The sequence below is a fragment of the Streptococcus sanguinis SK49 genome (assembly GCF_000212815.1).
GTDB lineage: Bacteria > Bacillota > Bacilli > Lactobacillales > Streptococcaceae > Streptococcus > Streptococcus sanguinis_C.
The window spans coordinates 1,234,419-1,248,271 of the sequence record NZ_GL890985.1 but is presented as its reverse complement, the minus strand read 5'-3'; the positions used below and the strand labels follow the sequence as shown (position 1 = coordinate 1,248,271).

Sequence of the window (13,853 nt, the reverse complement as noted above, 5' to 3'; positions counted from 1 at the left end):
GCAAAAATATCAAACAACTAAGGTACGATGAGCTGCTCCTCTAGGTCTTTCAAAGAAGAAATCCAGACAAAGTCTGTATGCTCTTCTGGATTTAATATAATATCACGCACTTCCAAAATTCTACCCGCATAAACTAAACGTGTGAAAACAGTATCTTTGCTAGCATCAAACTGACTATCTTCATGGATAATCTTATCAATCAGAATCTTTTGATTAACCTCCTCCATAGCCTCACGTAGAGCTGCCTCCCTAGGCAGTTCATTCTCTTCTACACTTCCGCCTGGAATATCCCAATAAGATGGACAAACATTAGGAAGGCCTCGCTTTATCTTAGAGCGTTTGATAAGCAAATACTTCCCCTCTTTCTCGATTAAGGTATGAGAGATTAATTTTACTGTCATTACATGTATTCCTCCAAGAAAGAGCAAAAAAGACTCCGAAGAGTCCAATTTTAAGTCATCCACCCTGAGAGAATCGAACTCCCATCTCAAGAACCGGAATCTTGCGTGATATCCATTACACTAAGGGTGGCAACTAATTCATTATAACTGATTTTCTCTGAAAATACAAGTGAAAATCAGAAAAAGAAGTTGAGAAAACTCAACTTCTTTTATCTAATTACAATTCAATATCGCCAAACAAATCAGCCATTGAGAATCCAGTTTGAGTTTCTGGAAGTTCAAAGTCACGTTTTTCTTGACGTTTTGGACGACGAGGACGTGATTGACGTTTCTCATCTTTTTGTCCTTCTTCTTGAGCTGGACGTTCTTCAAGAGCCTTGATAGAAAGTGATACACGCTCATCAGCAGCATTCACTTCAAGAACCTTAACAGTTACTTCTTGACCAACTTTAAGGGCATCTTTAGGGCTTTCAACACGCTTGTGTGAAATTTGTGAAATGTGAACCAATCCATCGATACCTGGCAATACTTCAACGAAAGCACCGAAATCAGTCAAACGTTTTACAGTTCCTTCGATCACATCGCCTGCAGCAAGTTTTTGCTCAACGCCATCCCATGGTCCAGGTGTTGTTGCTTTAAGAGAGAGGGACACACGTCCTTCTTCTTCGTTCAAGTCAAGAACTTTCACTTCGATTTCATCACCAACTGATACAACAGACTTAGGTGATACGTTGCGTTCATGTGACAATTCAGTCAAGTGAACCAATCCATCAACTCCGCCAAGGTCAATGAAAGCACCGAAGCTAGTAATACGAGCAACTTTACCAGTTACAACATCGCCAACATTCAACTTACCAAAGACTTCAGCACGTGCTGCTGCAGCTTCAGCTTCTACAACTTCACGACGTGAAAGGATGAAGCGGTTTTCTTTTGGATCTACTTCTTTGATCTTAGCATCAAACTCTTGACCTACAAAACGCTCAGTGTTACGAACGAAACGAGTATCAAGCATTGAAGCAGGGATAAATCCACGAAGTCCTTCAAACTCAACTGAAAGTCCACCTTTAACAGCACGAGTGCCCTTAACAGTGACAACTTCTTCTTCACGACCAACCAATTTGTCCCAAGCTTTGCGAGCTTCCAAACGTTTTTTAGATACCAGGTAAGTTACGGTGTCTGTATCTTTACCTACTACTTGACGAAGAACAAGCAATTCAAGTGTTTCACCTGGTTTTACAAGGTCGTTGATATCAGCGTCGCGGTCGTTTGTCAACTCACGAAGAGTCAATACACCTTCAACACCAGTTCCAGCGATTGCAACATTAGCTTGGTTAGCGTCAACAGTCAATACTTCAGCAGTAACGACGTCACCTGGCTCAACTTGGCTAACACTGTTTAGCAAATCTTCAAATTCATTCATCTAAAAAAATCCTCCAACAATCAAGCTTTCGCTTGACATACTACTTATTTATTTTCCTAAGCACCCGCAAATGACATTGATCTATCGTTAACGATTTCCATCCTATAAAGAAATAAAACACCAGAAGACATTTTATTATTTTATCAGATCTATTACCTAAGAACTGGGGTAGCTGGATTCGAACCAACGCATGAGGGAGTCAAAGTCCCTTGCCTTACCGCTTGGCTATACCCCATCAATATAAAGAATGGAGAGAGAGGGATTCGAACCCCCGAACCCAAAGGAGCGGATTTACAGTCCGCCGCGTTTAGCCTCTTCGCTATCTCTCCGACAATCAACGCTATCTATTATAACATTGATACAATGAAAATGCAAGCCCTATTTGCTTAAATTATAGGTTTCAATCAAAGTTTCCACGGCTCTTTCAAGTTTTTTATAAAAACTTTCAGCATTTCCATTTTTGATGATTGCAAACTGGCCATCTAGTTCAGCAATCTCGCCAATAACCTTCTTGCCAATAGCAAGACTATAACCGTCAAATTGGTCTGCTCCGACCTTCACTTTGCTATCTGTGATTTGAATTTCAATTTTTTTATCTTTTTTACTCATAACTTACCTCTTTCAAATTTCTATTGTACACGAAAAAGGCTGACTACGCAAGCTATCTTGGGCTAGAATTACAGAAAAACTGCCCCATCAAGGACAGTTTTTAGATTATACTTTTACAATCCAACCTTCTGGCGCTTCAACATCGCCGAATTGGATACCAGTCAATTCGTCATATAGCTTCCGAGTGACTGGACCGACTTCTGTCTCGCTATAAAAGACGTGGAAGTCATCGCCGTGCTGGATACCACCGATAGGAGAAATAACAGCCGCTGTTCCGCAAGCTCCTGCTTCAGTGAATTTACCCAAGTCTGTCAGTGGAACATCTCCCTCAATCGGCTTGAGTCCTAGTCTGTGCTCCGCCAGATAAAGCAAAGAATACTTAGTGATGGATGGCAAGATTGAGGGACTGAGCGGCGTTACAAACTCATTATCCTTTGTGATACCAAAGAAGTTGGCAGAACCCACTTCTTCAATCTTGGTATGGGTTGCCGGATCGAGATAAATCACATCTGAGAAATGCTTATCCTTAGCAATCTTTCCTGGTAATAAGCTAGCAGCGTAATTACCTCCAACTTTAGCCGCACCAGTTCCGTGCGGTGCTGCGCGGTCATAGTCATCCGACACAATGAAGTTAGTCGGAGTCAGGCCTCCTTTGAAGTAATTACCAACAGGCATTACAAAGATCGTAAAAATATATTCTTCAGCTGGTTTTACGCCGATAATATCGCCGACTCCAATCAAGAGAGGTCGAATATAAAGGGTTCCGCCTGTTCCGTATGGTGGTACATATTCTTCATTAGCTCGGACAACCTGCTTAACTGCATCCACAAACATTTCTGTTGGAACTTGCGGCATGAGCAAGCGATCAGCTGTTTGTTGCAGACGCTCCGCATTTTTATCCGGACGGAAGAGTTGAATACTGCCGTCCTTAGTTCGATAAGCCTTCAGACCTTCAAAAGCCTGCTGGCCGTAGTGAAGGCTAGGAGACGACTCAGAGATATGGAGTGTAGCGTCCTCCGTTAACGTCCCTTCTTCCCACTGGCCATTGCGATAGTAAGCTAAATAGCGATAAGGCAGTTTCATATATGAGAATCCTAGATTTTCCCAGTCAAGATTTACAGTCATGGTCTTTCTCCTCTTCTTCCAAACTTCATTTTTAGATACTCCCTATTTTACACCTTTTTGAGATATTTTCAAGTATTATTTTCAATTTTCAGAAAATTTTGTTATCCAATCTTTTTTCTGCTATCAAACTCATAGAAATTGAAAAAAACCAGCTCCTGTGAACTGGTTTGATGATTACTTGATATAAGCTGAGAAGACTTCTTCGTCTGAAATGGTATCAGAAATGAAGCTGCCGTTGCTAGTTCTCTCAGACAAGCTGAGGTCGGCCAGATTGATTTCATAGGCAGTTCCTTTATTAGAAAGCACCTGCAAAATCTGCTCCTCGCCGGCTTCTGCTTCTGTTGTGAAGAGGTCAAAGTCCACTGCTTCGCCATAGACTGGTCCAGCTGCAAAGACACGATGGGGCTTGGTCTTAAGCTCTCTCAGAACTTGAAGACCGCGATTTGCTCGACTAGTAACAGGAATGTCTGCGACTGCCATACGCTTGAGCGAACCGCGCTGAGTCAGGAGGTAAAGCGAGTCTGTATTGGCGATAAAGGCCGCTGCAAGGACGTCGTCTTTCTTGAGGTTAATGGCTTTAACACCAGCTGCCTTAGCTCCGATGACAGGTACTTCCTCAATATTGAAGCGAAGGGCATAGCCGTTCTTGGTCACGAGCATAACATCATCCAGCTTAATCGGCGCCAGAGCAATGACCTGGTCATCTTCATTTTTCAGCTTGGCAAACTTGAGTGACTTAGACTTATAGGTCCGCCAAGGACTGAATTCCTTGCGCTCCACTCGCTTGATTTGACCTAACTTGGTCGCTGCAAAGTAAGTGCCCTCCTCAAAACTGTCCAGCAACTCTGTATAGATAACCTCTTCCTTGGTATCAAAGTTACTGATAGTCTGGCTGAGGTGTTCTCCGATTTCTTTCCAGCGGATGTCTGATAGCTCATGAACAGGCCGGTAAATAACATTTCCCAGACTGGTGAAAATCAATAAATGCTGAGTCGTCTTGGCCGGGCTGACGAAAATCAGTCGGTCATCGTCACGCTTGCCCATCTCTTCTAGGGTCGAAGCTGAGAAGGAACGCGGACTGGTACGCTTGATATAACCTGAACGTGTCACGCTGACATAGGTCTCTTCCTCAACGATGAGACTAGCTGTATCAATCTCAATGGCATTTGCTGTATCCTGCAGCTCGCTGAGACGCGGATTGCCAAACTTCTTCTTGACATCGCGGAGCTCCCGCTTCATGAGGTTATACATGGTGCGCTCATCACCGATAATGGCAGCCAGCATGGCAATTTTCTCGCGCAGCTCTGCTTCTTCCTCTTCCAGAACCACTACGTCTGTATTGGTCAAACGGTAGAGTTGGAGAGTGACGATAGCCTCAGCCTGCTCCTCGGTGAAATCATAGCTGACTTTAAGATTTTCCTTGGCGTCTGCTTTGTTTTCGGAAGCACGAATCAGGGCAATCACCTCGTCCAAGATGGAAATAACCCGAATCAGTCCTTCCACAATATGAAGCCGTTTCTCAGCCTTGGCCTTGTCAAAGCGGCTGCGAGCCAGAATAATCTCCTTGCGGTGGGCAATATAGCTGGTTAAGATTGGTACAATCCCCACCAAACGAGGCGTGAAATTGTCGATCGCCACCATGTTGAAGTTGTAATTGACTTGCAGATCAGTGTACTTAAAGAGGTAGTTGAGAATCAGCTCGGTATTAGCATCTTTCTTAAGCTCGATGGCAATGCGAAGACCGTCCCGGTCGGATTCGTCCCGTACCTCAGCAATGCCGGCCACCTTGTTATTGACCCGTACATCGTCTATCTTCTTGACTAAGACTGCTTTATTAATCTCGTAAGGAATCTCGGTGATGACGATTTGCTCTTTACCACCCTTCAGCTTTTCAATCTCAGTTTTGGAACGCACCACGACACGACCTTTACCAGTCTCATAAGCTTTCTTAATCTCATCTCGTCCTTGGACAATAGCTCCTGTCGGGAAGTCTGGACCAGGCAGAAACTCCATGAGTTTGTCCACCTTGGCCGACGGATGGTCAATCATATAGATAACCGCGTCAATGACTTCCGCTAGATTATGAGGCGGAATATCCGTCGCATAACCAGCGGAAATCCCAGTTGCTCCATTGACCAAAAGATTAGGAAAGGCTGCCGGCAGAACAGTCGGCTCCTTCTCGGTGTCGTCGAAGTTCCAAGCAAAAGGAACAGTATCTTTCTCAATATCTTGCAAAAGGTAGCCAGCCATCTCAGACAGCCGCGCCTCGGTATAACGCATAGCCGCCGGAGGATCACCGTCCATAGAACCGTTGTTACCGTGCATCTCTACAAGAATCTCACGGTTTTTCCAGTCCTGAGACATGCGGACCATGGCATCGTAGATGGAGCTGTCACCGTGAGGGTGGAAATTCCCCATGATGTTCCCGACAGACTTGGCAGACTTGCGGTAGCCCTTGTCAAAGGTGTTGCCGTCCTTATTCATCGAATAAAGAATACGGCGCTGAACAGGCTTCAAGCCATCGCGAATGTCCGGCAAGGCCCGCTCTTGAATGATGTATTTGGAGTAGCGACCAAAGCGCTCTCCCATGATGTCCTCAAGGGACATGTTTTGAATGTTACTCATAGGATACAAAACCCGTAAAATGCAAAGTGAAAATAGGAAATTCTTGCTGTGAGCGATGCTCGCAAGAAAATTTATCATATTCACACACCATTTAGGGCGTGTTCAACTCCTTTCAAAGAATGTAGAGTAGATTTTTACATTAAAATTGGAACTTAAGAAAAATATTTTTAGATATTATTTTAGTCATTCACAAACACTTATTTAGATTAAGCAAATGCAACTATTCCCTATGGATTGTTCTTTCTTCTTTGAAGTATGTACAAATATAGACAAGGTAAATAAGAAATTATAGCAGTTGATATCAGCAAGATATCAAATACAAACTTTTGCCCTCGAAATAGCTCCTCCCAATGCATTGTATTAAGATAATGAAAAATTAAACCGAAAAAATAACAGATACTTATAGGGAAAACTCTCCACTTGATTGATTTGTATAAATAATATAAGCGTATTGAGTGATAGAGCGTGGAAGCAATGAGCATAGGTAAACAAAAATCAATTAGAAAAAAATAGAACCTTAAAGCATCGTGAAACATATCTGTCCGATCTACGGGAAACAACCAAATATTACATATGGTGATAATTACAGGAAAAAATAAACCATAAAATCTTTTGCCAAGTTTATTATTTTGTAAGGCAATATATATTGATAAGATTATGGACACAATCGGAAGAAATGGGAATAACATAGCAAATATTCCAAACATAAAATCCAACATACTATTTCACCTCAATAACTATTATAAACCAAAGATTTTGTTCATCTTGCAAGTGTCTCTGAAACTATTTCAACTTCTCCTCAGCATACTCAAGTATCTTCTCTGCGGTTTCTTTGTCATAGTGGAAGCCGGTTTTGAGAGAGAAAGCTTGTGCCTCTTTGTGGAAAAAGTGCATGGTAGCTAAGAGAGACTTGGTGATTTTTTTCTGGTCAGAAAAATCAAGCAAGACTGTAAATTCTTTCTCTTTCTCAGCAGGCAAATGCTGAAAGAGATACTTGTAGTTCTTGCCAACATCGACCGTACCCTTATCTGCTGCCACTTGCCAAGCTAAAAGCTTGAGCAATTCTTGCTGACAGATTCCATACAGATGATCCGTCGCATAGACCAGGTGGTTCCGATGAATGCCTTTGACTACATAAGCTGACACCCACCAGAACTCATTGCAGGATTTGTCAAAGTCAGTCACACTGGCTGGTGCCGTCCAATAGCGCTTGGGTGTCGGTGCATAAGGAGCAAACAGCCCCTGCGAGTCATCCAGCACCGTGAAATCCGCTTCGCTATCCACCCACTCTTTGATGTGCTCTTTAGGGCAGAGGGTCAAATCTATCCGATTACCATCTTCAAAGAGCATGAGATAGAGGCGGCGATGGTCTAGTAGGACATGCTGCTCAATCATGCGCTCGCCAAACATTTCCAACCAAGCAAGGTCAGCCACCAGACCATCCAAATCCTCCACAACGTAGATCACATCATAGTCTTGGAACTCGTCTTTGGGAGCCTTTGGATTTGTCCGCGAGCCGGACATAGCAACAGCGTCAACCTGTAGCACTTTTGCGGTTTGCAAAATCACATCAAACATCTCGGTTTCAGTTCTCATAGGAATACCTACCTTATTAGTGAAGATTTTTGATTTTATAGAGGACATGTCTATAAAGCGGACTGTCAGCTGGAACTTTTTCATTATCAAATTCTTTGACAAATTCCATACCTAGCTTTTGCATGACTTTTTGCGAAGGGAGATTGAGTAAGGATGTAAAAGAGTAAACTTCTGATAAGCCAGCTTGCTGAAAAGCAAAGTCTAGACAGGCTTGGGCAGCCTCCGTTGCATAACCACGATTCCAAAACTCTTTTCGCAGACGCCAGCCGATTTCTACAGCTTCTTTTCCAGCAAAAATCCGCAAATCCGAATGGTGCAGACCTACCAAGCCGATGAACTCCTGACTGGACTTTTCTTCAACAGCCCAAAGACTGTAGCCATAAGCCTTAACTTCATCTTGAATCCCCTGATAAAGCCGCAAGGACTCCGCTTGATTATATGGCTTTGGGAAATACTGCATGACCTTTGGATCCTGATTCAGAGCAATCAAAGCCGGCAAATCTGATTCCTGCAAGTCTCGCAAGATGAGACGGTCAGTTTCAAGCATTGTCATCTAATCACTCCTTTGAAAACTCAAACAAACAGAATAATTCTACTTTTCCTTTTTTAATTTAAAACTTTCTCCATTGGTTGCAGAAATGCCATCAGATGTAAAAGGCTGATACTCAATAGTATTTTCATCAACTTTTTTTATCTGATGACGATTACCGTTAGCATCAACAATAATGAATTGATCGCCTTTTTTATCTTGTACTTCACCTTTTTCAGCAAGTTTTTCCTTACCATTTAAAATGGTCCATTTGCTTTGCTTTTCTTCAAAAACATAGGTTTGTTTAGTTTTGTCACTCTTCCAAGTACCATTAAGCCAAGCTTCCTGCGAAGAGCAAGCGGTTAAAATAAATGCTGAAAATGCAAGTAATGTAAGTGTGTAGATTTTTTTCATAGTTTTACTCCTTTATTATGCTGTTACTATTTCTTCTTTCACCTTCTTAGTAGGTTTACGTTTTTTGTAGCGGCTGCGGATAGTGTTGAGGTGGTCGCGGAGATTGACCACGTGAGTTCTTTCAGGATAAGCGTAGGCAATGATTGCAGTGAAATCCACTAGAAAATCATAGATTTCTTGCAGCTTGAGGCGTACGTTCTTATTCTGGCTCGGTGTCTTGCCCTTGAGTTCAGTCAGGCGCTCCTTGTAGTTCTTTTCAAAGACCTTCTGAGCAGCAGCCAGACTGTCGACATGGGCTTCCAGATGAAGCTTAGCCAGCGCTGTCTGGTAGGCCGGCTTTTTCAGCTCTTGGAGCAAGTGGTTGATGCCCTCGGTCTCCTTTTCCAAGCTAGTCGCAGCTAGACCGGTGTAGTTTTTCAGAAGCTGAGACAGGGTCTCATAAGCTTCCTTGGTCGCTGCATCCTTGACCCTTGCAAAGGCCCGAACTAAAGATTGGAGCGTGCCCAAGGCATCATCGCGCTCGCGGTCAGCCTGATCCAAACTAGCCACCAGCTTGCTGGACTTGGTCTGATGAAGCCCGCCCTGCAGCTGTTCCAGAAGTTTGTCCATCTCATCCAGCTTGGTCGTGTAAATGCCATCCACCTTATTTTCCTTGATAAATGCCGCAACCTCACTCCGACTCTCGGACATGAGCTGGAAAAATTCGTTGTTTTCTAAAGTCTGAACATCTACACTAGTAATTCCATAAAATTTTTTCATTTTTATAATCTCCTAAATTTTTTATTTATTTTAACTTTAATTCCCTTTTTACCTTTTCTGATTTTCAGAAAAAGTTTTTTGCTTAAAAACTGCTCACCAGAAAAACAAACGTTCGTCTTTTACTCAAAAAACACTCGCCAGATTTTCTACCAAACAGAATTTGCTCCAAAACACTCCATCAGAAAATCTGACGGTCTCACTTAAGCTCTGGCGAGATATTATTCTTGGAATATTTCATCATATCCATGTTTATAAAACTGTTTATAACTGACGCCCAAACCAGATAAGTCAAAATAGACATCACAATTGGGGATAAAAACATGCTGCTCTATAGATTCTTCTCTGCTATTATTACCTAAAGTTGTATAAAAAATTTCCGTTCCAATAGGATATTTATCTATTGAATCTTCTGATTTTTTATAAATGGCCTTTACTTCATAGAAAATCACTCCATTTTCGCTAGCCTTAAAAAAATTCTCAACTTCTCTTTCAAAATAAGCCTGACTCTTTCTTGTTGAAGAGCCTATTTGGTAATTTGCACTTGCAAATTGCGTAAATAAATTTGTATTTATGTTATCAATTAACTCTCGATTTAAGCCCCCGAAATTCTCCTCTGAATCATTACTAAAATAACAACATCTGGATACATACTTAGAAACTCCTCTTCCCAATATATGCCCCTTATGAAAATACCAGACTTTTACTTTATCCATTTCTACTCTGCAGTTTGATTTAGGGAATCCGATTGGTTTAGGGGTTTTTTTAAAGTTTATTTCCTCCGTAGAGGATTCTAAAATACAAGACCAGCCCTTTCTATGAACATTTGTACTTTCTTCAGTAACTTCCGATATATCCCTTACATCACCTTGTACTATTTTAAAGTAACATCCTGATTCACAAAATTCTAACTTAATAGAATGTGTTTCTCTATTAACAGAAGCAAGTCTAAACAATCTTTCGTTTAACCCACTATTTTCTAACAAAGAGACCAATTCGCCCTTATCTTTCAATCCAAGTCTAGTCAGAACATCTGAATCTTTCATAAGATTTCTCCTTTTCACAGTCCAAAACTCTAATTTTGAATGTATTTCAAAATTATATTGTAATTTTTGTTTTTCTTTTCTTTTAAACGACTATTACGAGAATCATTTATTTCTTGCTCAGGATATGAAATCGGTGGGCCATTGTATTTAAATAATTTATGAAACCCATCCTCTTCGCCGACATACACCGGAATATCATAAAAGAGTTCCCCTTCGTTATCTTGATACTGATCTCCTGTAATATCAACAATTATATCTTCGTAGGCGACTAACCAAGCATGAGAATCCCCTTCCCATCCAGAACCATATTCGCCAGAAACATATAATGATTCGATTCCATGTTCATATAAATACCTCTGAAGGTATTCACTTACAAAACTGCAGCATCCTTCAGGAAATTTCACTAGAGTATGATCAATAATCTCTTCTGTCTGAATTGCTTTTTCAACAGCTTTTCTAAATTTCATAGCTATTTTTTTCAATTCAGTTATCATAAATTGTTTATTCCTCAATTTTCAAAACACCCCACTCTCCTCAAGCGTAAACTTGACATTATCCTCAATCCACTTGCGGCGTGGTTCGACCTTGTCACCCATGAGGACATTGACACGGCGTTCGGCGCGGGCCAGGTCTTCGATAGTGACACGGATGAGGGTGCGGGTGTCGGGATTCATGGTCGTCTCCCAGAGTTGGTCAGCGTTCATTTCACCAAGCCCCTTGTAGCGCTGAAGCATGGCACCCTTGCCAAACTTGCGGCGCAGGTCATCCAGCTCGCCATCGGTCCAGGCATACTCAACGACTTCGCTCTTGCCCTTGCCCTTGGACATCTTGTAGAGAGGCGGTAGGGCGATATAGACGCGGCCAGCCTCGACCAGCGGGCGCATATAGCGATAGAAAAAGGTCAGCAGCAAGGTCTGGATATGGGCACCGTCAGTGTCCGCATCGGTCATGATGATAATCTTGTCATAGTTGGCATCCTCAAGGGTAAAGTCTGTCCCAACACCCGCTCCAATCGTGTAGATCATGGTGTTAATTTCTTCGTTCTTGAGAATATCGGCCATCTTAGCCTTGGCGGTATTGATAACTTTACCGCGCAGGGGCAGTATGGCTTGGAACTTACGGTCACGGCCTTGCTTGGCAGAGCCACCGGCAGAGTCTCCCTCGACCAGATAGAGTTCGTTCTTGGCTGGGTTCTTGGACTGGGCCGGAGTCAGCTTACCAGACAGCAAGCCCTTATCTTTTTTATTTTTCTTGCCGTTTCGGCTTTCGTCACGCGCCTTGCGGGCTGCTTCCCTAGCGTCTCTGGCCTTGATAGCCTTGCGGATAAGGTTAGAAGCCAGCTCACCATTTTCCAAGAGGAAGAAAGTCAGCTTCTCAGAGACGATGGAGTCTACGGCCGGACGAGCCAAAGGGCTGCCCAGCTTGTCCTTGGTCTGGCCTTCAAACTGCAGGTGCGACTCAGGGACCAGGATGGACAGGACAGCAGCCAAACCTTCGCGGTAGTCCGATCCTTCCAGATTCTTGTCCTTTTCCTTGAGCAGGCCGGTCTTTCTGGCATAGTCGTTCATGGCCTTGGTAATTGCGGTCTTGAGCCCCGTCTCGTGGGTACCGCCGTCCTTGGTGCGGACGTTATTGACAAAGGACAGGATATTATCGGCGTAGCCGTCGTTGTACTGGAGAGCCACTTGGACTTGGAAGCCGCTCTCCTCGCCCTCGAAATAGAGGACAGGAGTCAGGGTTTCCTTGTCTTCATTGAGATAGCTGACAAAGTCTTCAACCCCGTTTTCATAGTGAAACTCTACTTCTTCGCCAGTCCGCGCATCGGTCAGTGACAGGCGGACATTCTTGAGCAGGAAGGCTGATTCCTTAAGCCGCTCGGCAATAGTGTTATACTTAAAATCAGTCGTTGAAAAAATCGTATCGTCTGGCATGAAGGTCACTTTAGTCCCAGACTTGGACTTAGGTGCCGTGCCAATTTTCTTGAGTGTGGTGACTGGTTTTCCGCCATTTTCAAAGCGCTGCTTGTAAACAGTCCCATCCCGTGTGATTTCCACTTCCAGCCAGCTAGACAGGGCATTGACAACAGAGGAGCCTACACCGTGGAGACCACCTGAGGTCTTATAACCACCTTGACCGAACTTACCACCAGCGTGGAGAACGGTGAAGATGACCTCAACCGTGGGAATGCCCATAGCGTGCTTGCCGACTGGCATCCCGCGTCCGTGGTCTGCGACGGTCAGACTGCCGTCCTTGTTGATTGTCACATCGATCCGGTCACCGAAGCCTGACAGGGCTTCATCGACAGCATTGTCCACAATCTCCCAGACCAGATGGTGGAGTCCCGCTCCGTCGGTTGAGCCGATATACATCCCTGGACGTTTACGGACTGCATCCAACCCTTCTAATACCTGAATGGCATCGTCATTATAATTGTTAATATTGATTTCCTTTTTTGCCACAAGAACCTCCTAATGATTCATCTTTTCTATCTTACAAGTTTTTGGCAAATATTGCAAAGATTTTTTTGAAAAAACTGCTGATGAGGACTGATTTCACACGAAAAAGAATCCAATATCCGAGTAGACATTTCCAGCTATAAATTCTATCCTTTTCTATTGTAAGAAAGCGAAATAATGGTATAATAAAATCATGATGAACACGATAATTGGATTAATACTAGCATATTTACTGGGCTCTATTCCGACTGGGCTTTGGATTGGGCAAATTTTCTTTAAGAAGAACCTGCGAGAATACGGCAGCGGCAATACCGGAACGACCAATACTTTCCGCATTTTGGGAAAGACCGCGGGGACGGCTACTTTTGCGATCGACTTTCTCAAAGGAACTGCAGCGACCCTGCTGCCTTTCTTTTTGCATATTGAGGGAGTTTCGCCGCTTGTCTTTGGCCTCTTGGCTGTGATTGGCCATACCTTTCCTATCTTTGCTGGCTTTAATGGGGGCAAAGCTGTGGCAACCAGTGCAGGGGTTGTTCTGGGCTTCTCACCTGCCTTCTTTGTTTATCTGATTGTCATCTTTGCCAGCATCCTCTATCTGGGAAGTATGATTTCTTTGGCAAGTGTGCTCTCAGCAGTCATCGCTATCCTGTCGGCGCTGCTCTTTCCTCTAGTTGGCTTTATACTGCCTAGCTATGACCTCTTCTTTACTCTGATTATCATTGCGCTGGCTTTGATTATTATCCTCCGGCACAAGGACAATATCCAACGTATCAAACAGAAAAAAGAAAATTTAATTCCTTGGGGCTTGAATATCACACATCAAAATCCTGAGGCTAAGAAATAAAACGGAAGTGAACAACTTCCGTTTTATTGTGT

Annotated in this window: 12 protein-coding genes, 3 tRNA genes and 1 pseudogene; 1 reads left to right on the top strand and 15 read right to left on the bottom strand. The window is 43.1% G+C overall.

All coding sequences use genetic code 11. From position 1 onward, the window contains the following. Positions 1 to 17: 17 nt before the first annotated feature. The 15 genes and pseudogenes from HMPREF9380_RS0111045 to parE form a co-directional block, all read right to left on the bottom strand. Entirely contained in the window at positions 18 to 401 is a 384-nt protein-coding gene (locus HMPREF9380_RS0111045; protein WP_032907377.1) for an NUDIX hydrolase, read from the bottom strand. Between the two features lie 58 nt (positions 402 to 459). Beyond that, a tRNA-Arg gene (locus HMPREF9380_RS04885) sits at positions 460 to 531 on the bottom strand. An 87-nt stretch (positions 532 to 618) separates the two neighbouring features. Beyond that, entirely contained in the window at positions 619 to 1,821 is a 1,203-nt protein-coding gene (rpsA, locus tag HMPREF9380_RS04890) for a 30S ribosomal protein S1 (RefSeq protein ID WP_002909688.1), read from the bottom strand. A 163-nt stretch (positions 1,822 to 1,984) separates the two neighbouring features. After that, positions 1,985 to 2,056: transfer RNA gene (locus tag HMPREF9380_RS04895), tRNA-Gln, on the bottom strand. 13 nt (positions 2,057 to 2,069) lie between these two features. Then, a tRNA-Tyr gene (locus HMPREF9380_RS04900) sits at positions 2,070 to 2,150 on the bottom strand. Positions 2,151 to 2,199: 49 nt separating this feature from the next. After that, positions 2,200 to 2,430: a DUF2969 domain-containing protein gene (locus HMPREF9380_RS04905; RefSeq protein WP_002895433.1), complete on the bottom strand. Its 231-nt coding sequence runs from the start codon at positions 2,428 to 2,430 to the stop codon at positions 2,200 to 2,202. A gap of 105 nt (positions 2,431 to 2,535) precedes the next feature. After that, positions 2,536 to 3,561: pseudogene (locus HMPREF9380_RS04910) on the bottom strand (branched-chain amino acid aminotransferase); the annotation flags it as partial. 168 nt (positions 3,562 to 3,729) lie between these two features. Next, on the bottom strand, positions 3,730 to 6,180 hold the full coding sequence (gene parC / locus HMPREF9380_RS04915) for a DNA topoisomerase IV subunit A (RefSeq protein ID WP_032907518.1): 2,451 nt from the start codon (positions 6,178 to 6,180) through the stop codon (positions 3,730 to 3,732). 783 nt (positions 6,181 to 6,963) lie between these two features. After that, entirely contained in the window at positions 6,964 to 7,776 is an 813-nt protein-coding gene (locus tag HMPREF9380_RS04925; RefSeq protein ID WP_032907375.1) for an aminoglycoside 6-adenylyltransferase, read from the bottom strand. 16 nt (positions 7,777 to 7,792) lie between these two features. Beyond that, positions 7,793 to 8,329 carry a GNAT family N-acetyltransferase gene (locus HMPREF9380_RS04930; protein ID WP_002933669.1) on the bottom strand — a complete coding sequence of 179 codons (537 nt, stop codon included), beginning with the start codon at positions 8,327 to 8,329 and terminating at the stop codon, positions 7,793 to 7,795. A gap of 39 nt (positions 8,330 to 8,368) precedes the next feature. Then, positions 8,369 to 8,719, bottom strand: a complete 351-nt coding sequence (locus tag HMPREF9380_RS04935; RefSeq protein WP_002933668.1) for a hypothetical protein — start codon at positions 8,717 to 8,719, stop codon at positions 8,369 to 8,371. A 15-nt stretch (positions 8,720 to 8,734) separates the two neighbouring features. Next, a complete protein-coding gene (locus HMPREF9380_RS04940; protein WP_002933656.1) occupies positions 8,735 to 9,478 on the bottom strand; it encodes a DUF6261 family protein in 744 nt (247 codons plus the stop codon). A gap of 218 nt (positions 9,479 to 9,696) precedes the next feature. Then, positions 9,697 to 10,521, bottom strand: coding sequence for a hypothetical protein (locus tag HMPREF9380_RS04945; RefSeq protein ID WP_002933655.1), 825 nt, complete (start codon positions 10,519 to 10,521; stop codon positions 9,697 to 9,699). 29 nt (positions 10,522 to 10,550) lie between these two features. Then, the gene (locus tag HMPREF9380_RS04950; protein ID WP_235787797.1) at positions 10,551 to 10,988 is read right to left on the bottom strand and encodes a hypothetical protein; all 438 of its coding nucleotides are present in this window, start codon (positions 10,986 to 10,988) and stop codon (positions 10,551 to 10,553) included. Positions 10,989 to 11,036: 48 nt separating this feature from the next. Then, complete coding sequence (gene parE / locus HMPREF9380_RS04955) at positions 11,037 to 12,980, bottom strand: DNA topoisomerase IV subunit B (protein ID WP_002933651.1); 1,944 nt, start codon at positions 12,978 to 12,980, stop codon at positions 11,037 to 11,039. A gap of 190 nt (positions 12,981 to 13,170) precedes the next feature. Here parE and plsY point away from each other — a divergent pair, with 190 nt between their 5' ends. Next, positions 13,171 to 13,821, top strand: a complete 651-nt coding sequence (plsY, locus tag HMPREF9380_RS04960) for a glycerol-3-phosphate 1-O-acyltransferase PlsY (protein WP_002933649.1) — start codon at positions 13,171 to 13,173, stop codon at positions 13,819 to 13,821. The last annotated feature ends 32 nt before the right edge of the window (positions 13,822 to 13,853 follow it).

Bases quoted from the DNA above. Each gene is read 5' to 3' on its own strand.
- HMPREF9380_RS0111045 (WP_032907377.1), bottom strand. From the start codon at position 401: ATGACAGTAAAATTAATCTCTCATACCTTAATCGAGAAAGAGGGGAAG.
- rpsA (WP_002909688.1), bottom strand. From the start codon at position 1,821: ATGAATGAATTTGAAGATTTGCTAAACAGTGTTAGCCAAGTTGAGCCA.
- HMPREF9380_RS04905 (WP_002895433.1), bottom strand. From the start codon at position 2,430: ATGAGTAAAAAAGATAAAAAAATTGAAATTCAAATCACAGATAGCAAA.
- parC (WP_032907518.1), bottom strand. From the start codon at position 6,180: ATGAGTAACATTCAAAACATGTCCCTTGAGGACATCATGGGAGAGCGC.
- HMPREF9380_RS04925 (WP_032907375.1), bottom strand. From the start codon at position 7,776: ATGAGAACTGAAACCGAGATGTTTGATGTGATTTTGCAAACCGCAAAA.
- HMPREF9380_RS04930 (WP_002933669.1), bottom strand. From the start codon at position 8,329: ATGACAATGCTTGAAACTGACCGTCTCATCTTGCGAGACTTGCAGGAA.
- HMPREF9380_RS04935 (WP_002933668.1), bottom strand. From the start codon at position 8,719: ATGAAAAAAATCTACACACTTACATTACTTGCATTTTCAGCATTTATT.
- HMPREF9380_RS04940 (WP_002933656.1), bottom strand. From the start codon at position 9,478: ATGAAAAAATTTTATGGAATTACTAGTGTAGATGTTCAGACTTTAGAA.
- HMPREF9380_RS04945 (WP_002933655.1), bottom strand. From the start codon at position 10,521: ATGAAAGATTCAGATGTTCTGACTAGACTTGGATTGAAAGATAAGGGC.
- HMPREF9380_RS04950 (WP_235787797.1), bottom strand. From the start codon at position 10,988: ATGAAATTTAGAAAAGCTGTTGAAAAAGCAATTCAGACAGAAGAGATT.
- plsY (WP_002933649.1), top strand. From the start codon at position 13,171: ATGATGAACACGATAATTGGATTAATACTAGCATATTTACTGGGCTCT.